At 45.7% G+C, this 19,515-nt stretch carries 24 protein-coding genes; 4 read left to right on the forward strand and 20 right to left on the reverse strand.

Features of this window, described 5'->3' with window-relative positions:
* Together ACFO8Q_RS13850 and ACFO8Q_RS13855 are read right to left on the reverse strand one after the other, a co-directional pair.
* A partial coding sequence (locus tag ACFO8Q_RS13850; protein WP_380026404.1) for an Alp7A family actin-like protein occupies positions 1-925 on the reverse strand: 925 nt, incomplete at its 3' end.
* Positions 871-1,053 carry a hypothetical protein gene (locus ACFO8Q_RS13855; protein WP_380026405.1) on the reverse strand — a complete coding sequence of 61 codons (183 nt, stop codon included), beginning with the start codon at positions 1,051-1,053 and terminating at the stop codon, positions 871-873. The genes ACFO8Q_RS13850 and ACFO8Q_RS13855, both read right to left, overlap by 55 nt.
* A gap of 695 nt (positions 1,054-1,748) precedes the next feature.
* On the opposite strand from ACFO8Q_RS13855, the gene ACFO8Q_RS13860 reads away from it, so the two are divergent.
* Entirely contained in the window at positions 1,749-2,186 is a 438-nt protein-coding gene (locus tag ACFO8Q_RS13860) for a hypothetical protein (protein ID WP_380026406.1), read from the forward strand.
* Here the strand turns inward: ACFO8Q_RS13860 and ACFO8Q_RS13865 are convergent.
* From ACFO8Q_RS13865 to ACFO8Q_RS13880, 4 genes are read right to left on the reverse strand one after another with little or no spacing between them, the layout of a single operon-like run.
* Entirely contained in the window at positions 2,183-2,416 is a 234-nt protein-coding gene (locus ACFO8Q_RS13865) for a DUF3892 domain-containing protein (protein WP_380026407.1), read from the reverse strand. The two genes, ACFO8Q_RS13860 and ACFO8Q_RS13865, sit on opposite strands and share 4 nt — an antisense overlap.
* Positions 2,417-2,471: 55 nt before the next feature.
* The gene (locus ACFO8Q_RS13870) at positions 2,472-2,672 is read right to left on the reverse strand and encodes a DUF951 domain-containing protein (RefSeq protein WP_380026408.1); all 201 of its coding nucleotides are present in this window, start codon (positions 2,670-2,672) and stop codon (positions 2,472-2,474) included.
* A 26-nt stretch (positions 2,673-2,698) separates the two neighbouring features.
* Positions 2,699-3,595, reverse strand: a complete 897-nt coding sequence (locus tag ACFO8Q_RS13875) for a mechanosensitive ion channel family protein (RefSeq protein WP_380026409.1) — start codon at positions 3,593-3,595, stop codon at positions 2,699-2,701.
* A 16-nt stretch (positions 3,596-3,611) separates the two neighbouring features.
* Positions 3,612-4,175: a CvpA family protein gene (locus ACFO8Q_RS13880; RefSeq protein WP_380026410.1), complete on the reverse strand. Its 564-nt coding sequence runs from the start codon at positions 4,173-4,175 to the stop codon at positions 3,612-3,614.
* Positions 4,176-4,322: 147 nt separating this feature from the next.
* Between ACFO8Q_RS13880 and yyaC the strand changes: the two genes are divergently transcribed.
* Both yyaC and ACFO8Q_RS13890 read left to right on the forward strand, forming a co-directional pair.
* Positions 4,323-4,910 carry a spore protease YyaC gene (gene yyaC / locus ACFO8Q_RS13885; protein ID WP_380026411.1) on the forward strand — a complete coding sequence of 196 codons (588 nt, stop codon included), beginning with the start codon at positions 4,323-4,325 and terminating at the stop codon, positions 4,908-4,910.
* A gap of 21 nt (positions 4,911-4,931) precedes the next feature.
* Positions 4,932-5,177 carry a YkuS family protein gene (locus tag ACFO8Q_RS13890; protein WP_380026412.1) on the forward strand — a complete coding sequence of 82 codons (246 nt, stop codon included), beginning with the start codon at positions 4,932-4,934 and terminating at the stop codon, positions 5,175-5,177.
* Positions 5,178-5,413: 236 nt separating this feature from the next.
* On the opposite strand, the gene ACFO8Q_RS13895 is transcribed toward ACFO8Q_RS13890, so the two are convergent.
* The 14 genes from ACFO8Q_RS13895 to rpmH all read right to left on the reverse strand — a co-directional run bounded on the left by ACFO8Q_RS13895 (position 5,414) and on the right by rpmH (position 17,525).
* Positions 5,414-5,923: a DUF4446 family protein gene (locus ACFO8Q_RS13895; protein WP_380026413.1), complete on the reverse strand. Its 510-nt coding sequence runs from the start codon at positions 5,921-5,923 to the stop codon at positions 5,414-5,416.
* Between the two features lie 90 nt (positions 5,924-6,013).
* Positions 6,014-6,700, reverse strand: a complete 687-nt coding sequence (locus tag ACFO8Q_RS13900) for a DUF554 domain-containing protein (RefSeq protein ID WP_380026414.1) — start codon at positions 6,698-6,700, stop codon at positions 6,014-6,016.
* A 13-nt stretch (positions 6,701-6,713) separates the two neighbouring features.
* Positions 6,714-7,850, reverse strand: a complete 1,137-nt coding sequence (locus ACFO8Q_RS13905; RefSeq protein ID WP_380026415.1) for an aminotransferase class V-fold PLP-dependent enzyme — start codon at positions 7,848-7,850, stop codon at positions 6,714-6,716.
* Between the two features lie 575 nt (positions 7,851-8,425).
* Entirely contained in the window at positions 8,426-9,262 is an 837-nt protein-coding gene (locus ACFO8Q_RS13910) for a ParB/RepB/Spo0J family partition protein (protein WP_380026416.1), read from the reverse strand.
* Complete coding sequence (locus tag ACFO8Q_RS13915; protein ID WP_380026417.1) at positions 9,259-10,017, reverse strand: ParA family protein; 759 nt, start codon at positions 10,015-10,017, stop codon at positions 9,259-9,261. Before ACFO8Q_RS13915 ends, ACFO8Q_RS13910 begins: the two co-directional genes overlap by 4 nt.
* A gap of 143 nt (positions 10,018-10,160) precedes the next feature.
* Positions 10,161-10,985 carry a nucleoid occlusion protein gene (gene noc, locus ACFO8Q_RS13920; RefSeq protein ID WP_380026418.1) on the reverse strand — a complete coding sequence of 275 codons (825 nt, stop codon included), beginning with the start codon at positions 10,983-10,985 and terminating at the stop codon, positions 10,161-10,163.
* A 110-nt stretch (positions 10,986-11,095) separates the two neighbouring features.
* Positions 11,096-11,824: a 16S rRNA (guanine(527)-N(7))-methyltransferase RsmG gene (gene rsmG, locus ACFO8Q_RS13925; RefSeq protein WP_380026419.1), complete on the reverse strand. Its 729-nt coding sequence runs from the start codon at positions 11,822-11,824 to the stop codon at positions 11,096-11,098.
* Positions 11,821-13,710, reverse strand: a complete 1,890-nt coding sequence (gene mnmG, locus ACFO8Q_RS13930; protein ID WP_380026420.1) for a tRNA uridine-5-carboxymethylaminomethyl(34) synthesis enzyme MnmG — start codon at positions 13,708-13,710, stop codon at positions 11,821-11,823. Before mnmG ends, rsmG begins: the two co-directional genes overlap by 4 nt.
* Positions 13,711-13,727: 17 nt before the next feature.
* The gene (mnmE, locus tag ACFO8Q_RS13935; RefSeq protein ID WP_380026421.1) at positions 13,728-15,107 is read right to left on the reverse strand and encodes a tRNA uridine-5-carboxymethylaminomethyl(34) synthesis GTPase MnmE; all 1,380 of its coding nucleotides are present in this window, start codon (positions 15,105-15,107) and stop codon (positions 13,728-13,730) included.
* A gap of 150 nt (positions 15,108-15,257) precedes the next feature.
* A complete protein-coding gene (jag, locus tag ACFO8Q_RS13940) occupies positions 15,258-15,956 on the reverse strand; it encodes an RNA-binding cell elongation regulator Jag/EloR (protein WP_380026422.1) in 699 nt (232 codons plus the stop codon).
* Complete coding sequence (locus tag ACFO8Q_RS13945; protein WP_380026423.1) at positions 15,953-16,687, reverse strand: YidC/Oxa1 family membrane protein insertase; 735 nt, start codon at positions 16,685-16,687, stop codon at positions 15,953-15,955. Before ACFO8Q_RS13945 ends, jag begins: the two co-directional genes overlap by 4 nt.
* A gap of 14 nt (positions 16,688-16,701) precedes the next feature.
* A complete protein-coding gene (gene yidD, locus ACFO8Q_RS13950; RefSeq protein ID WP_380026424.1) occupies positions 16,702-16,935 on the reverse strand; it encodes a membrane protein insertion efficiency factor YidD in 234 nt (77 codons plus the stop codon).
* 3 nt (positions 16,936-16,938) lie between these two features.
* Positions 16,939-17,283: a ribonuclease P protein component gene (gene rnpA, locus ACFO8Q_RS13955; RefSeq protein ID WP_380026425.1), complete on the reverse strand. Its 345-nt coding sequence runs from the start codon at positions 17,281-17,283 to the stop codon at positions 16,939-16,941.
* A 107-nt stretch (positions 17,284-17,390) separates the two neighbouring features.
* Positions 17,391-17,525, reverse strand: coding sequence for a 50S ribosomal protein L34 (rpmH, locus tag ACFO8Q_RS13960; RefSeq protein WP_200757487.1), 135 nt, complete (start codon positions 17,523-17,525; stop codon positions 17,391-17,393).
* 563 nt (positions 17,526-18,088) lie between these two features.
* Between rpmH and dnaA the strand changes: the two genes are divergently transcribed.
* On the forward strand, positions 18,089-19,450 hold the full coding sequence (dnaA, locus tag ACFO8Q_RS13965; RefSeq protein WP_380026426.1) for a chromosomal replication initiator protein DnaA: 1,362 nt from the start codon (positions 18,089-18,091) through the stop codon (positions 19,448-19,450).
* The last annotated feature ends 65 nt before the right edge of the window (positions 19,451-19,515 follow it).

The raw sequence follows: 19,515 nt of genomic DNA on the forward strand, positions 1-19,515 counted from the left end.
ATAGCTTCACTGGGTTTAGTTTCCTATTGCCTTTAGAGGTACTCCCTGCCTCGGATATTTTCAGGGTAGGTTTTAAAAGCAGCGATCCTCCACCGATCTGGTAGGAGACACGAATTTGCGGCACTTTGTTCCATAAACTTTTAATCAGCTTGTACTCTTCTTTCGCCAGCTTCATCAATACCTCGTCCACGATAGGCTGAATGCTTCTCCGATTCCCCTTCAACCAAATGTAATTCCGTTCTTCCGGATTTTCTGCAGTAATCACTTCCACGAGTTGCCGTCTGCTTTGGAATTTATAACCGAATTGCCTGTGTACGCGGTCCATGATTTCATCCAGATAGGGGGAAACCCCTTCTTTAATTCCTTCGGAATGAACGTTATCGATACTTCCGTCCGAATGAACGATTACTGCATCGGTTGATAAGCCGCCAATATCGTTAATCAGGACTGTCATCTTCGTTAATTCTTCATTGCGTACGGAGCCATCTTCGTTGGTGGTTAAATCGACAAGTGCCACATGTCCTTCCGTGTTCACCAAGACTTCCTCAAACTTGAGTCGAACAATTTTTCCGCGCAGTTCCGGCGTATCTTTAAAATGAACCTCATGTTGATTGTTTGCCAGTTTCTCCTTAAACACCGATCGTTTCCCTCTCTTGGCTTCGCTAAGCGGCAATCCTGTCGAGAGGAAATAGGTACCTTCCACTATTCCTTTCTTTTCAGGAAGATTCATGACTGCATCATACGCAAGAGCAGTAAGGAGCAAAATGAGAGTCTGGTCGCTTTCCGATTTTTCCGATTCTAAAGTCAGTTCATCATTATGAGGATATCCAGCAGCAAGTTTTCCAACAGCATAAATCCCTTTACCTCTTTTTAATGCGCCGGAGACAATCTCGACGTGCAATCCGTCAATGATTTGCTTTTCCATCTCAACAACTTCCCGGGAGCACCAATCTCAGCAATAACATTCGGGATATACAGTTCGTTGTTTAATCCTCCGGCGTACGCCTTCAAGCCTTCATTTCCAATATCCACCGCTGCCATTCTTTTGCTCATCCCTACATCCTCCCTTTTCGTTTACAAGTTGTATACAAACCCGTCTACAAACTGTATACAAGTTTTGTTTACAAACGCAGGCCATCCCGCTCCGAAGTATACAAACTGTATACACTTGGATATTGCAAACCCGTTTTTTGTTTACAAGTTGTATACTTTTTGGAATAACCCCTGTCTTTTTGTTTACAAATTGTATACAACCGGAATCCAATTCGGTGTTCTGTTTACAAGTTGTATACACACTTGAAAAAAAGCGCCCGATACCTGAATGTGGCATGGGCGTTTTTCTTCACTATAGAAAAGAAAAGCAATAGATCTGTGACCAAGTTAAGAAAAATCTATGAAAAAACTATTAAAAAATCGTGAACATAGACCGATCCGATACTCTTCAGCCTTAAAAAATAGGCAATTCTCCTAAGACAAACACCGCTACCATCATGACACCCGTCACATAATCTAAAATGTACGAAAGGAGGGAATCAGGTAATGTATCCAATCTTCGGTGGTTACACTCGTTGGGCTGTGGTTTTCTTAATCATTTTTGTTCTGTTCTTCCTGTTGGTTCCTGTTTCCTACTAATAAATGGGAAAGCTGCTTGCAAGCGGTGGTCTCAATGGAGACCGCCTTTTTTCTTTTTTCATCCACGAGTTCCGATTCTATAATTTTGGGCAAAGTAAGAACGGAGGTGTTCTTTCATGTTGAAAAAAGCCTTACTCCTGTGCATGTTTCTTGTTGCAATACCCGGAACTCCCACCGTTGAAGCATCTCAACTGCCAGACATCGAGTTGTTCGATGTAACCAAAGGAAAGGTTGTTCAACATATTGTCAATACGGAAGAAATACAACAGGAAGCGGTTGACTGGCTGAGAGCGGTTACCGAACCGGCCCCACAACTCAATATCGAATTTCACGATGGAATCCTGCTTCGGGTTCCTCTAGAGCCTATCATCAAAATTGGCGAGGTCTCGATATCCCAATTGTTTCTGGTCCTGAGTCCGTCCAGAGAAGCGCTGCTGATTGTGTTAACCGAAGAAAACCGACCGTTGGTTCTGCGTTTCAACCCCGGCCGGCTTCCTCTATTCACAACACTGAAAGAATTTTGCGGAATCCCTTTGCTTTATGATATAAACTAAAACTCGGGAAGAATGGTCAGATTCCCACCTGTTTCCGGCTGTCCGTCCCCTGCTGAACTGGCAATATACCAGTTTCCTTGAGGATCAAGCGACGTAATCGAGTCAAATCCTCCATTATTTGCTTGCACCATAGCCTCTTCAATCGTGAGAATTCGTCCTGTATGAGTCTTAACCTTTGCTATGTTCCCATTCGCATCTTTCTGAATCGCAATAATTTTTTCTCCGATCATCCGGATCCCTCCAAATACCATATGCGAGGGTTAGTATGTTTCGGAAACTGGAGAATTAAACCTCATCTGCCTTGCGCAGGATTTTCCTCATCTGCCGTTCGAATTGACTCCTTGGAATCATCACACTGCGTTGGCATTGAACACATTTCATTCGAATGTCGGCCCCCATGCGAATCACTTCCCACTCATTCGCCCCGCAAGGATGAGGTTTTTTCATTTGCACTACATCGCCCAGCGCAAATTGTTTTCGCTCCACAGTGCATCCCACCAAATCAAGATTTGTTACCCTTCAGATACAGCCGGATTCCCTTTCGCATCCACATTCCCCGGAGACACTACTACCTGTTTCGGATACGGGATTTCAATTCCTCTCTCATCAAACGCGACCTTAATCCTTCTGCGTAATTCCCGGGCAACCGGAATGTTTTCCGTCGGTTTACAGTCCGCCGTGATACGGATGATCACTTCGGACGGACCAAAATTCTGCACCCCCAATACCTGAGGCTCCCCTACAATTGACGGCATCTCCTCTTGAGCTTTTGCTAAAACATCTTTTAATGTGTCAAAAACCCGATCGAGATTTTCCTCGTAAGCCACGCCCACATCAATCACAGCCAATGAATTCGCTTTTGAAAAATTGGTCACATCTGTGATTCGTCCGTTCGGTAAAATATGCAGTTCCCCGGTCCAAGCACGAATCGTCGTAATCCGCAATCCAATCGCTTCAACCGTTCCCCGATAGTTGCCCGTCTGGATTTGGTCTCCTACAGCAAATTGATCTTCCAGAATAATAAAGAACCCGGTAATCACATCTTTCACAAGACTTTGAGCACCAAAACCGATCGCCAACCCGACGATTCCCGCACCTGCCAAAAGTGTTTTAATCGGAAAGTTTAATTGCTCCATTACTGTCATAATTACAAAGAAATATACAACATATTTCAATATACTTGTGGCCAAGACTGTCAAGGTGCGGGTCCTACGCTCGTCCATTCGAACCGCGCGATTGGAGAACAATCGGGCTAAGGCAGCTCCGCCAATTCGGACAAAAATATTGGCTGCAACTACTATAACAATAATTTTTAGTGCCCCATATACCACCGCCCCCCAAAAGTCCGGGCTGCTCAGCTTTTCCATCAGATTTTGGTACAAGATCTTCCACTGCTCCCACATATACATTTCTTCTTCCACCTCTTTAAATCACCATCAAATTCATAAAAGCCCACACGAAAAAAGATTTCGCCAAATAGTGATCCAACGCCTCCCAGCCTCTCAACCATGACAATGGTCCTAGACATTGTACCATATATATGGAAAAAACGCTGCCTATACAGGTTCCAAGCAAGGTGCCTGTGACGCGGGACGCAATTGAACCGGATGGTTCTTTCCAGACTGTCTGAAACACTTGCAGGATCATTTGAATTCCAATCCAGACCGTTAACGCACCGGCTCCGACAATCAAAAGATGATACAGCTTATCCGCAGGACCCATTTCTGCATTTGAGAAACCGAACGTTGGTACCGTTCTCATCATTTCATGTATCCAATTTCTCAGCTGCCACGCCCAATCTCCATCAATCAATTGATCGCGAAATAACGGAATCGTAAACACAACTACAGCAATCGCACTTCCTATACTCATGCAATCGAGTAAAGATCGATATCCGCCCCGTCGCCAGCCAATGATTGTGAACCACGAGATCAGGCAAAGGATGAGCAGATCAACCATATTCGCATGGAGGATGGACAGATCAATCATGCTTGCTGCCTCCCTTTTCGAATCTTCGTCCCTCGTCGCGCATATAGTGGAAGTACCCCACTTTTATACGTATTCCAGTCAGACAAGTATAGAACTCCACAGTTTTCCATAAACTGATTACCAATACGCCTACCCGGAGGAATTCCTATGTCCACTTTCAAAATTGATCACACCCTGCCGCATGCGCCTTCAGCGATCCGACTTCACTTGATCGATTTGCTTGCAAACAAATATCGGGATCGGCCACTGGTGATCCTTTGCATCGGGACCGACCGTTCTACGGGGGATTCCTTGGGTCCGCTAGTCGGCAGCCGCTTACAAACACTTTTCAGGGATGAATTGTGTCCTATCTACGGCACATTGGAAAATCCGGTTCATGCGGTCAATTTGGCCGAAACTCTTTCCGGAATCAAACGGCTTTACCAAAATCCGTTTATTATCGCAATTGATGCATGTTTGGGACAGCTTAGTTCTGTCGGGATGATCTCCGTCGGTCAAGGGCCATTGAAACCTGGAGCCGGGGTAAACAAGAACCTTCCTGAAGTCGGCGACATCCACATTACCGGAATTGTGAATGTCGGAGGGTTTATGGAATACTTTGTCTTACAAAACACACGATTATCTGTAGTAATGAAAATGGCCGAATGCATCGCGCAAACTCTTTCTGAAACCGTACATGGTCTCTTGGAGGCTGCACCGTATAATCAAGCCCGCTTGGAATCAAACTACTTTTGATTCCAAAAAGGAGGGCTTTCCATGAAACGAGTTGCAGTTGAATCCAACCTCTCGCACGTCCAAGAATATCTTTCCGAACAAGGATATCAAGTAGATAATCTGGACGCTTCCAATCTCAATCAAGCGCAGAACTATTCTGCAATCGTAATTTCCGGCAGTGATCAAAACATGATGGGCATTCAAAATGTGGCTCAAAACTGTCCCACTATTAATGCGCACGGACTTACTCCGCAGCAGGTTCATGAACGGCTTCAGCAACTCCAGTAAAACGAAAGTCCCCGGGCATCCGGGGACTTATTTTCATGCCGATAGAATTGTCAAACCAACAACTCCATGCGATTGGGCAGAATCTTAAATGTTTCTTGAATTCCACTATGGAGAAGTTCCCCTCTGCATGAGTAAAAAATGGTTTTTCCGTTTTTACGACTACTTTTTTCCCTCTTAACATGGTAACCGATGCGCAGCCGTATCCACGATTCCGTTTACCACTTCATGAATCGTCTTCATCGTTTGGCGAAGCTTTCAATCGCGATGCAAATCGCTTCTTTCTCTTCGTCGGTCATTTTATATGTAGAATCGCCGTTTTCAACCGGCTTCGCATAGATTCTGGAGTCTTCCCTGCCATACAGACTTGAAATGACAACCCCATTTTTATCCCGATTTAGGATTGCCACTGAAAAGCTAAGATCGCTCCCAACATCGTTAAATGCATTGTAACGGACAATTCCTATTGGGCCAAGACTGCTTTGGATATCCTGATTGACTTTTGCTTGTGTGTCCTGTACTTCTTTCACCTTATCGGCCAGATGCTGCAGCTCTTCTACCTTTCGGAACAGCAGCTCCTCCAAATTGGACTTGTCCGCCCCCCGCATCAACCGCTGATACCGTTTATGCAGTTGGTTTAGGCGGACCGTATTGAGAATAAAGAAAAACAGGGCTAAGACTAAGAGACCGATGATTGTGAGAACGACTGTTTCAAGATTTTCCAAGATCCATTGACGATAGTCAATCATTCAGGATTTGCTCCTTCCCAGTACACAGTACATTTAACGTTGATATTGTATCATACCATTTTGCAGGATTCCCAATGTCCCAAGTCCTATCTATAGGAGAAACCACTTGAGAACTCCCGCGATAAAAATCGCTGGCAGCAAGTTCCCCACATTGATCTTTTTTATCTCAAGAATATTTAAGGCAATCCCCATTATCAGAATACCGCCGGTTGCCGACATTACGGTTATTACCGGCTGCGATAAGAAATCACTCATAAGATCGGCGGTGAGAGCGATCAATCCCTGATAAAAAAATACCGGAATTGCAGATAATGCAACCCCCACCCCCATCGTGGAGGTAAAGATAATCGCCGAGAATCCATCCAGTATGGATTTTGTGTACAAGACGGAATGATTTGAGTTTAAACCGCTTTCTAAAGAACCCACGATCGCCATAGCACCGACACAGTAGATTAAAGATGCAAAGACAAACGTCTCAGCGATTTTCCCTTGTCCGAAACGGGACATCTTCCGTTCAGCAAATCGTCCGGCACTCTCCAGCTTCCCTTCAATATCCAACAACTCGCCTATGACAGCTCCGGCTACCAAGGATAGTATCACCCAGAACAGATCATCTCCCGCTTTAAAAGCCATCGTTGCACCGATTATAAACACAGCCAATCCTAATCCCTGGATGATGGTCTGTTTCATTTTCTCCGGTATCCTCTGAAAAATGACTCCAAGTACGGATCCAACCAGAATAGCTGCTGCGTTGACCAGAGTTCCCAAAAGTACCATCTGTTGACTCCCTTCAACTGACAATGTCCCGTAATGCGCGGACAAACTCTTCTATATGATTTTTCGTATTAAAAAAACCTAAACTTGCTCTTACCAGCCCTCCCTCAATTGTTCCAATTGTCTCATGTGCGAGCGGGGAACAATGCAAGCCCGCCCGAACGGCGATTTGATAATGGGTGTCCAAAATAAATCCAATCTCGCTCGCATCAAATCCGTCAATTGAAAACGAAACGATAGGACAGCGTGGATGGCCTTTTTCTGGACCATAGATTGTCAACCCTTTGACTCGCCCCATTTCTTCCATCAGAAAATCGGTCAGGTGCTCTTCGTGTTTTCGAATCACATCCAATCCGGTTTCTTCTATAAAGCGGACCCCCGCCCCTAATCCGGCTATGCCTACCGTATTTCGAGTTCCGCTTTCATAACGGTCCGGCCTGACCGGAGGTTGTTCGATCAACTCGGAATGTCCTCCAGTTCCTCCATGCAGAAGAGGCACCAGATCCAATTCGGGGTGAATATATAAACCGCCGGTTCCTTGTGGCCCATACAGACTTTTATGACCCGTGAATGCCAGCAGATCAATTTTCATGGCTTCCACATCGATCGGACAATAGCCAGCTGTCTGCGAAGCGTCCACCATGAAACGAATATTTTTTTTGTGTGCCAGTTTCCCCAGTTCTTCGATCGGGAGAATGCTTCCTGTTAAATTCGATGCATGTGTAACCACAATCAGTTTCGTATTTTCCCTGATCGCTTGCTCTATGTCTTGAGCGGACAGTTTTCCGTCTATGGCGCCACTTACATACGATATCTCCACGCCGAACTCCCTCAAGTATTCCAAAGGTCTTCGGACCGAGTTATGTTCGAAGCTTGTAGTCACTACATGATCCCCGGATTTCAGATAGCCTTTCAACCCCAAATTTAACGATTCCGTTGCATTCTGCGTAAACACAATATCATTCGGGTTTTTCACATGAAACAATTTGGCCAACTGGGATCTGATTTGGTAAATTGTATCTGCCGCTTTGGCCGCCAACTGATGTCCACTTCGGCCAGGATTCGCGCCATAGTCTCGCAGCACCTCAACCATTGATTCTTCCACTTGCGGGGGTTTCGGCCATGATGATGCAGCATTATCCAGATATATCATTCTTTCGTCACCTCGCTACCTAACCCTAAACTCGTCCGCTTCTTCCCGGTAGAGATTCATAGAAGCTGTGATTTATAGAAGCTGTATGAAACAACTAAGAAAGTATAAAACGCGGCATATTCTCACCACGATTTATACTTTCCGTCCTTTTAAAGAAAACTTGGCTCCGCCAAGACTCTGGCTCTGGTGGAGCCAAAGTTACACCCAGCAAGGTGAGGAGCACCTTGGCGGGGCCCCCGTTGGCTTACGCATGGATGCGCTGATGCCGACGTTGCGACGAGCACGGACGTTCTAGTGTGGACCATACGACGCACATGGACGTGCTAGTGTCGATGATGCCTCAGGACGAGGCGTTTATCATCCACCAACATGGACGTTGCGTTTTCATCGACCAACACGGATGTCGCACTTTTAATCGGCCTTCCTCTATGTCGATAGGACAGAATTTATAATTTCCTATCGACCAAAAAAACTTTCTGTTGTATCCGGTTGATGGGCAAAGAGCTGCTTCGATAATCGTTCTATACGGTACAAAAACGGAGAGGACCCACTCCTCTCCACAGGTGATGTTCTCCTCATTCACTTATCAAGTTTAGGATCCGTTCCAAATCATCCAGTGAATAATATTCAATTTCGATCTTACCCCGTTTTTTGCCTGAATGAATTTTAACGGCAGTACCTAGAGATGCACGAAACTTCTCTTCATATTGTCGAATGGTCTTGTTGACTTCCGGTTTTTTCTTTTTTGTTTCACGTGGAACATTTTGCGCAAGTCGGTTGACTATCTGCTCCACGACTCGGACACTCAAATCATCTTCAATAATTTTTTTCGCCAGAGCTACTTGCTGTTGTTTATCTTCCAATCCAAGAATGGCTCTCGCATGTCCCATAGAAATTGTTCCACGTGAAACATATTCTCGAATTTCGATCGGCAGATTCAATAATCGGAGAAAGTTGGCGACATGAGAGCGACTCTGCCCCACTTTTTTCGCTAACTCATCCTGAGTTAGATCAAACTTCTCCATGATGTTGTTATATGCTTCCGCAATCTCCATCGGATTCAGGTCTTCCCGTTGAAGGTTCTCGATCAAGGCGATTTCAGTCATCTGCCTGTCGTCAAAATCTTTGATGACAACCGGTACTTCTTCTAATGCAGCGAGCTTGGCTGCGCGCAATCTGCGTTCCCCGGCAACAATTTCATAGCCCCGAAAGCTTTTTCGAACGATGATCGGTTGAATGATTCCATGTTCCCGTATTGAATCGGCCAATTCCTGCAGTTTATCAGCATCAAATTCTCGACGCGGTTGGTAAGGGTTAGGACGAAGCTCTTCCACTTTAACCGTTAGAACACTATCTTCCGCACCGATCTGCGGCAAAAGCGCTTCTAATCCTTTTCCAAGACGCTTGCTCATAAGTTCGACACTTCCTTTGCAAGGTCCATATAAACTTCGGCACCCCGAGACTTCGGATCATATGAAATGATCGGTTGTCCATGACTTGGAGCCTCACTAAGCCGAACATTCCGAGGAATAATCGTGTTGTAGACCTTTTCACGGAAGTACTTTTTGACATCTTCAATCACTTGGATTCCGAGATTGGTACGTGCATCTAACATGGTAAGAACAACGCCCTCAATTTCCAACTTGGTATTCAGATGCTTCTGGACCAAACGAATTGTGTTAAGCAACTGGCTTAAGCCTTCTAAAGCGTAGTATTCACATTGAATGGGAATCAGCACTGAATCGGAAGCAGTTAATGCATTCACTGTCAGAAGGCCAAGTGAAGGAGGACAGTCGATAATGATATAGTCGTACTTTGTCTTCAGAGGCTGCAAAGCTTTACGAAGTCTTACTTCCCGCGAAATGGTAGGTACCAACTCAATTTCGGCACCGGCAAGTTGAATTGTAGCGGGAATGATATGCAGGCCCTCCACCCCGGTTGCCAGAATCGATTCGTGGGCGTCCACTTCATTTATCAGAACATCATAGATACAGGAGCTTACATCAGCCTTATTGATGCCAACTCCGCTTGTAGTGTTCCCTTGTGGATCAATATCTACCAAAAGTGCTCGTTTACCTAGTGTAGCCAGGCAGGCACCGAGGTTAACAGCCGTCGTCGTCTTCCCAACGCCGCCTTTTTGGTTTGCTACCGCGATTATTCTCGCCAAAAGCTTCACCTCGTCCGGATATTAATTATGTACAGTAAGAATCTTCTTTGCTGATTCCTGCCTATTAAATCTCGCAACCTATATTTTACAGGATTCATAGAGAAAAAAAAAGAAGCAGGCGGAAAATGCCCGCTTCTTCAGCATTATGATTTCGGTACCCGAATCACAAATTGATAGTATTCCTCGTGATCCTGCTCTTCCGTTATGACAGATAATCCGGTCTTATGGATCATATCAAGCGATTGTCTTATCGTATTAACTGCCAATCGCACATCTTTCGAAACCGAAACTTTCTTCGGTTTCGGTTTAGGATTTGATTGTTCAAGCAGTTGTTCGATCCGGGTTTCCGTTTGTTTCACATTCAACTGCTTGTCAATCACTTCGGCAAGAACTTTGAGCTGAAGTTCTACAGACGGCAATGAAAGCAGAGCCCGGGCATGCCGTTCAGTAATTTCACGTGCCAAAAGGGCATCCTGTACTTCCTGCGGCAAATTAAGAAGTCGAAGTTTGTTGGCAACTGTCGACTGTGCTTTTCCAAGGCGTTGAGCTAAACTTTCTTGCGTAAGCCCGTGTAAATCGAGCAGCTGTTGATACGCTACCGCTTCTTCAATTGCAGTAAGTCCTTCCCGCTGCAGGTTTTCAATCAGAGCAACAGATGCTGCTTGAGTGTCCGTGAGTTCCCGAACAATCGCCGGAATGTTGGCAAACCCCAGTTTCTTCGCTGCCCTCCATCGGCGTTCACCTGCGATCAACTCATAAGAAGCCCCATTTTTCCGAACCAAAATAGGCTGAATTAACCCGTGCGTCCGTATGGTTTGACTTAATTCATCAATCCGTTCATCATCAAAAACGGTTCGAGGTTGGAAACGGTTCGGTTCAATTAAATCAATCGGGATCTGTTTTACTTCTTCATGTCCAGATATCTCTTTATCAGATCCGCCAAATAACCTTGAAAGCTGTTCCTTCATCAGCCACTCCCCCGGCAACTTGAATTGCAGAAAAAAAGAACCCCGTACATGAGATATGCACGCAGGTATTAATTCGAGATTCTTGATCAGAGTTCCTTCTTTTGTGAGTATTACATGATCGGTTTTTTTGCAGGAGTCCCCGCCTTACGAGGGTAAGCCTTCGGGGTGTCTTTGACCTTTTGTATGACAAGGATGGTTCTTTTCCCTTCAATTTCTTTGATTTCAAATGTACGGACATCCTCTACTTCGCCGCCTAAAGTTTGCAGTGCTTTAGCAGATTCTTTCAGTTCCGCTTCGCCATCAGGCCCTTTCATGGCAAAGAAATATCCGCCAACCTTTACGAATGGCAAACAGAATTCGAGCAATACAGGAAGACGCGCAAGCGCACGTGCAGTCACTTGATCGAATGATCCCCGCCATTTGGGATCCCTCCCAAAGTCCTCCGCACGACCATGGACTGGAGTAAAATTCGTGAGTTCCAATTGACTCTTCAATTCGCTCAGAAAGCTGATCCGTTTTTGCAATGAATCGAGAACCGTTACCTGGAGCTCCGGGCAGAGAATCTGTAAAGGAACCGATGGAAAACCGGCCCCCGCCCCAACATCCAATAGAGTGGAACTTTGGTTAAATTGTGCAACGGTAAGCAGTGTAGCAGAATCAAAAAAATGCTTCCAATACACTCCCTCTTGGTCGGTTATTGCCGTTAAATTCATTCGTTCATTCCAGTCCACCAATAACTCGTAATAACGGGCAAAGCGGGCAAGGATGTCCTCGCCCACCTCGATACCCATTTCATTTTGAATCTTAAGGGAAAATCGCTCGATTAGAGGACTGCTCATGCACCGGCACTCCTTTTAACCTTGCTCTCAAGCCAAACAAGCAGGATCGAGATATCAGCCGGGTTAACACCGGAGATCCTCGATGCCTGACCAATCGAGCGTGGATGAATCTTCGAAAGCTTCTCCCGTGCTTCCGAAGACAAGCCGGTGATCGCCTCGTAACTGATATCCTCCGGAATCAAACGTTCTTCCAGCTTCTTTTGCCGTTCGATTTGCTGTGTCTGCTTCTCGATATATCCCGCATATTTAATCTGGATTTCAACCTGCTCCGCAACTTCCGGATGAATTGGTTCCGGGGCCGGAGCCAAGTCGTTGACCGCTTTATAATCAATCTCCGGACGTTTCAATAATTGATCCAAAGTAACAGCCTGATCCTTCTCAAGCGGCTTCGTCCCTTTTTCCTGCAAGAACGGATTGATGTCGTCCGCCTTGAAACGAATCGATTTCAGACGGGACATTTCTTTCGCGATATTATCCTTCTTCCGCAAAAAACGGTCAAACCGCTGTGGGGATACCAACCCGATGCTGTGTCCGATTTCCATTAAACGCAGATCCGCATTGTCATTCCGCAAAATCAGTCGGTATTCGGCACGTGACGTCAGCAACCTATAAGGCTCATTCGTACCCTTGGTAACAAGATCATCGATCATTACCCCAATGTAAGCATCAGAGCGACCCAGAATTACCGGCTCTCTGTCCATAACGCCAAGAGCGGCATTGATTCCTGCCATAATCCCCTGTCCGGCAGCTTCTTCGTAACCGGAAGTGCCATTAATTTGACCGGCTGTATAAAGACCTTTAATGTCTTTCGATTCAAGGGTCAGTTTCAGTTGCGTGGGCAGAATCGCATCGTATTCGATCGCATATCCCGGGCGCATCATCTCCACATTTTCGAGTCCCGGAATCGTTTTTAGCATCTGGAATTGGACATCTTCCGGAAGCGATGTGGAGAAGCCCTGAACGTACCATTCCGCCGTATCTTTTCCTTCCGGTTCCAGGAAAATCTGATGGGAAGGACGATCCGCGAAACGAACCACCTTGTCTTCGATTGAAGGGCAATAACGCGGACCGGTACCCTCGATATCACCCGAGTACATCGGTGCCCGATGCAGGTTCTCCATGATAATGGAGTGGGTGGTTTCATTCGTGTAAGTGAGCCAACAAGGAACCTGTTCCCTCGGCTTTACATCATCGGAGAATGAAAAATGGAGCGGTTCCGGATCCCCCGGCTGCACAATGCATTTATCAAAATTAATCGTGTTCTTGTTGACCCGCGGCGGAGTTCCCGTCTTAAAGCGGGTAAGTTTGAAACCGAGATCCAGCAACGAATCAGTTAGTTTTAATGCCGGCATCTGACCGTTGGGACCGCTCTGATAGGAGACATCGCCAATAATGACACGCCCCCTCAAATAGGTGCCTGTAGTCAGGACGACAGCTTGCGCGTGGTATTCTGCCCCGGTTTTTGTGACAACCCCTTTAATCCGTTCCCCTTCGACCAACAATTCCTCAACCATTCCTTGACGAAGTGTCAGATTCGGAGTGTGCTCGATTGTATATCTCATGCTCAAGCTGTAGAAAGCTTTATCCGCTTGCGCGCGCAAAGCATGCACAGCAGGTCCTTTCCCTGTGTTCAAAAGACGCATTTGAATATATGTTTTATCTATGTTCGCTGCCATTTCTCCGCCAAGCGCATCAATTTCGCGGACCACATTTCCTTTCGCCGGTCCGCCAATTGCCGGATTACAAGGCATATAGGCTACGGTATCCAGATTAATGTTTAATAAGAGCGTTTTACATCCCAGTCTGGCAGATGCCAGAGCCGCTTCACAACCTGCGTGACCCGCTCCGATTACAATTACGTGATATTCCCCTGCAAAATAACGCATAAAAATGCACCTCCCTCTCACTTACCCAAACAAAATTGAGAGAAAATCTGATCCAATAGATCTTCCCCTACCGCTTCGCCAATAACCTCTCCTAGCGTCTCCCAGGCGTCTCTGATTTCAACCGCAACCAGATCCAAAGTCATACCGGCCTCTGCAGAATGAATCGCTTCCTCCATCTGCCGCTTTGCTTTTTCCAAAAGTGATATATGGCGGGCATTGGATACATAGGCTGCCTCTTTACCTTCAATACCGCCTTCTAGGAACAGTCTCGCGACTTCGTTTTCCAACTCCTCGATTCCTTTGCCTTCCTTTACAGACATCTCGACAACGGCCGCTCCCGAAACAACATTCGTGATATCTTCAGCTCGAATAGCTCTCGGCAAGTCCAACTTGTTTAGAATTATTATTGTAGGCTTTCCCTGTACTTTCGTCAAAAGTTCCCTGTCAGTGTCGGTCAGCTCTCTGCTGGCATCCAGCATAAAGAGAACCAAATCCGCTTCCTCCAAAGCGGATCGACTTCTCTCGACCCCGATTCTTTCCACCACATCCTGCGTTTCACGGATTCCGGCAGTATCAATAATTTGCAGCGGGATCCCGCGGATGCTGATTTGTTCCTCCAGAATGTCACGGGTAGTTCCCGGGATATCGGTGACAATCGCTCGTTCAGTGCGGGACAGAGCATTTAAAAGAGAAGATTTGCCAACATTGGGCTTTCCGATAATAACGGTACGAATCCCTTCACGCAGGACACGACCTGTTCGGGCAGTTTCCAGCAGCCTATGTATCTCATCTACCGCTTCGGAGCCAACCTTGATGATCCGGCGAACCGCGACATCTTCAACATCGTGTTCCGGATAGTCAATCGTGACCTCAATATGAGCCAGCAGCTCAATCATCGTGTGGCGCAAAGTCCGAATTTTATCACTGAGTCGCCCTTCCACCTGCTTTAATGCTAACTTCATGGACTCATCCGTCTTGGAGCGAATCAGGTCGATAACCGCTTCCGCTTGGGAGAGATCGATTCTTCCGTTTAAGAATGCCCGTTTCGTGAACTCGCCAGGCTCAGCCAATCTGGCCCCCGCAATCAGCACGAGCTGCAGAACCCGCTGTACAACGACAATTCCGCCGTGGCAGTGGATTTCCACCACATCCTCTGTGGTATAACTCCTTGGCGACCGCATGAGTGCCACCAATACCTCATCCACTCTCTCCTGTGTTTTCGGATCAATAATATAACCATAATGAAGCGTATGGGTTTTCGCTTCCTCCAAATTTGTTTTTGATTGAAAAATTTTATCCACAATCTGAATCGAATCGGGTCCGCTGACCCTGACAATTCCTACGCTGCCTTCCCCCAGCGCCGTGGCAATCGCGGCAATCGTGTCAAACTCAAGCATATAAAATCCCCCACGTTGTTATACAACTCATTGTGCACATTTCATTGTAACATAATGTTTTCATTTCAAAAAATTATCCACAATCCACAGCGTATTAAAAAAACCGCCACCCCATTGATGACGGTCGAATAAATTATTCACATGTGGATATTATTTTAAATAGATTAAGACTTTGCGATTTGGTTCCTCCCCAACACTCCGCGTTCCTACCCTCGTATGTCCCTGGAGATACGTGTGGATGACTTTGCGTTCGTGAGCAGGCATAGGCTCCAACTCGATCTCCTGACGCTCTCTCAAGACTTGCTTCGCCAGCCGGTCCGCCAAACGCTCCAAAGTTTCCTTTCTGCGTGCACGATAATCCTCCGCATCGAGGATAATCCGCAAAAATGTTTCGGAATGCTTATTGGCAACCAAATTCACAAGGTATTGAAGGGCATCGAGGGTTTGACCCCGCCTTCCAATCAAAATCCCCATTCTGTCGCCCTCGATCTGGAAGACATAATGACCTTCTCTTTCATACCTGACAACAACTTCAGCAGATAACCCCATCGATTCAACTACATCTTTCAAAAATTGGACCGCGTTCTCGATCGACTCAACCGGATCAAGTATTTCATTGGCGGGAACTGTTGGAGCAAGTGGAACCTCATACTGCGGTTGCTCTGCAACAGCGGGTTCCTTGACAACAGCTTCAACCTCAGCGTCACGGGATCCAATCAGACCCAAAAATCCCCTGGAAGGTTGTGTCAAGATGCGGATTTCGACTTGGTCTCTCGTAACCCCAAGCTTGCGTAGCGCAATTTCAACAGCATCTTCAACTGTCTTGCCCGTGGCAATTACCTTTTTCATTTTGCGGGGCCTCCCTGAGTGGCTGCCTTCTGCGGTTTCTTCAGGAAATAGTATTGAATGATGGTGAGAATGTTGCCGAATACCCAGTAAAGCGAAAGTGCAGCCGGAAATGTGAAAGCAAAGAAGAAAATCATGGCCGGCATAATGTACAGCATCATCTTCTGCTGTGGATCATTCGGATTCATCATCGTCATACGTGTCTGAATATAGGTGGTCAAGCCAGCTAAAGCCGGCAGAACAAAATGTTCGGGCTGTCCAAGCTGGATAAGTCCAAGGAATGTCGCCGCCTTAATGTGACCGTTGTACATGATAGCCTGGTAGAGAGCGAAGAGAATCGGCATCTGGATCAAGATCGGAAAACAGCCGGCAAGCGGGTTTGTGCCTTTCGCCTGAAACAGCTTCATCATTTCCTGATTCATTTTTTGCGGATCGTTTTTGTACTTCTCCCGGATCTTGGTCATTTCAGGCTGCAATTCCTGCATAAGCTTGGAATGCTTAAGCTGCTTATACATTAAAGGGAAAATAATAATCCGGATAATCAATGTGATGACCAGGATCGCAATCCCATAATCACCGATCAATTTACCAAAATAATCGATTCCGTCAGAGATGATACCGACAAATTTTCCCCAAAAACCGGAACGATCCAGAGTGCCGGAAGCATTGGCTCCACATCCGGTCACGGTCAAACTAAGTAAAGCCAACAATGAGAACAGACCTATCTTCTTCAAAAAAAAGTCCCCTCCTACTGCAGTCCCCGATTTTTAACTTCCGGCACAGGATCATACCCGCCGGGATGCCATGGGGCACATTTAATTAGACGTTTAGCGGATAACCATCCCCCGCGTGTTATCCCATGCTTGTCAATCGCTTCAAGCGCATAAGCGGAACATGTGGGATAAAACCGGCACGATGGCGGTTTCATGGGTGAAATCCATTTTCTATAAAATTGAATTGCAAGCAATGCCAGTCGTTTCATCTCTTATGTACCCTTTTTTATATATCCTGTTTTCAAAAGTAAGTGTACTAGATTCGTACGAAAACCGTCAAAGTCCAAACCTGCAGCTGACGGCCTTGCAATAATCACAAAATCGACCGATAGAGACGGGTCCAGATGTTCAGCACGGATGGCTTCTCTCAGATATCGCTTGACTTTGTTCCGAACGACCGCATTGCCTACTTTTTTAGACACAGAAAAACCCACCCTGTAATGGCCTAGCTGGTTGGGTGCATGATAAAGGACAAGGTACCGGTTGGCAAACGATTTTCCTTTTTTAAAAACTTTTCGAAAATCCCGATTGTCTTTGAGACGATGCGTTTTTTCCATGACTACCTCTCAGTATGTACGAAGAAAGCGCTCTTTTATACTAGTATCCGCACGGACAAGTTGCCAGAGCACCTGAACGTAGAAAAAAGGCCACAAAAACTTGTGGCCTATGCGGACAATACCTTTCTACCTTTACGACGGCGAGCTGCTAATACTTTACGGCCGTTTTTTGTGCTCATGCGTTTACGGAAACCGTGAACTTTTTTGCGTTTGCGTACATTCGGTTGAAATGTCGGTCTCATTCTTGCCACACCCCCTATATGAAAAGAAAAACATCCTTATTCCCTGGAAAGAGATAACTTCAACAACATACTAGGACATTATAGACATTTATTTGTGCTGCTGTCAAGAACGCATCCCTTGTGGGTAACTTTCAAATACTTTTCGACTGGAAATCCACAAGCATCGACAAATTTTTCAACATATTATCCACAATCCACAGAGTTGTGCATCCTTTTTGTTGAATACTGTCAGATTTGTGGATAAGTCGGAAAAAAGCATTGCAGACAAGGGTCTATTTTTGTTATCATGATTTTGTCATCGTAGTGGATAACTCCGATTTATACCCAAGGTTGTCCACATCTTGTGGATAACGCTGTGAATACTTATCCTCTCATGGAATTATTTTATCCACATGTCCTCATAAGGAATCTACAATTTCCATGTCAATTCACGAATCCACGACAAAATTCGCCTATGATGAATTATCCACAGTTCTGTTAACAAAGAACTTTTAGCGTGGATTTTTTTTTCTCTAAAACCTACTTTTCTACTGTTTTTTTTTTCTAGGAGGTATGTAGTTTCCATGGATCGGCAAGCCGGCGAACTTTGGCAAAAAGCTCTTTCCTTGTTAGAAAACACATTGTCCAAACCGAGTTTTGAAACTTGGTTTAAAGCAACCCGGCCTCTCTCCCTGGAAGGGAATACGTTGGTTGTAGGTGTTCCTAACGATTTTGCCCGCGATTGGTTAGAGTCCAGGTATTTGGGGATCATTACGGAAACCCTTTCCGCTCTTACACTTTCTGACATGACCGTAAAATTCGTGATTCCTCAGATCGCAGAAGAGCAGTTTGAAAACAAGGAGGTTCGCCGCATAAAAGAACCCAATGGACGGGCGGACAAGGACTTGAACGAGGAGTACATACCCTCTGCCTTGAACCCGAAATACACTTTTGAAACGTTTGTGATCGGGGCAGGAAACCGGTTCGCTCATGCTGCTGCTTTAGCCGTGGCCGAAGCGCCGGCGAAAGCGTACAATCCTTTTTTTATCTACGGCGGTGTTGGTTTGGGAAAAACCCATTTGATGCACGCGATTGGTCATTATGTACTGGAACATAATCCATCCGCCAAAGTGATGTACATCTCTTCCGAAAAGTTTACGAACGAATTCATCAATTCGATCCAGTACAACCGTACAGACGATTTTCGGAATAAATACCGGAATATTGATGTTCTTCTGATCGATGATATTCAGTTCCTGGCCGGAAAAGAACAGACACAGGAAGAATTTTTCCATACATTCAACACTCTGCATGAAGAAAGCAAGCAGATTATCATATCCAGCGACCGACCGCCAAAAGATATTCCCACGCTGGAAGATCGGCTTCGTTCCCGATTTGAATGGGGGCTCATAACAGACATTCAGCCTCCCGATCTTGAGACCCGCGTGGCGATTCTTCGGAAGAAAGCGAAAGCGGACGGTCTGAACATCCCAAACGATGTCATTATGTACATTGCGAATAAGATCGACACGAACATTCGAGAGTTAGAGGGAGCTCTGATCCGAGTCGTTGCCTACTCTTCTCTGATTAACCATGATTTGAGTGCGGATCTGGCAGCGGAAGCGCTGAAAGATATCATTTCCGACTCCAAACCGAAAGCCATCACAATCACCGAGATTCAAAAAGTTGTGGGGGAGCATTTTCATCTGCAGATTGATGATTTCAAGGCGAAAAAGCGAACGAAAGCCGTCGCATTCCCCAGACAGATCGCGATGTATCTTGCGAGGGAACTGACAGATTTTTCATTGCCTAAGATCGGGGATGAGTTTGGCGGGAGGGACCATACTACCGTGATTCATGCTCACGAGAAAATATCGAAAGAACTGGAGAACAATTTCTCCTTGCGGCAAACTGTTGAAAACCTGAAAGAAAAGATTAAAGTATAAACAGATTGTCCACATCGACAAAATCAGACAAAATATGAATTCACAATAGTTATCCACAAATCCAC

Source organism: Effusibacillus consociatus (assembly GCF_042652925.1).
Lineage (GTDB): Bacteria > Bacillota > Bacilli > Tumebacillales > Effusibacillaceae > Effusibacillus > Effusibacillus consociatus.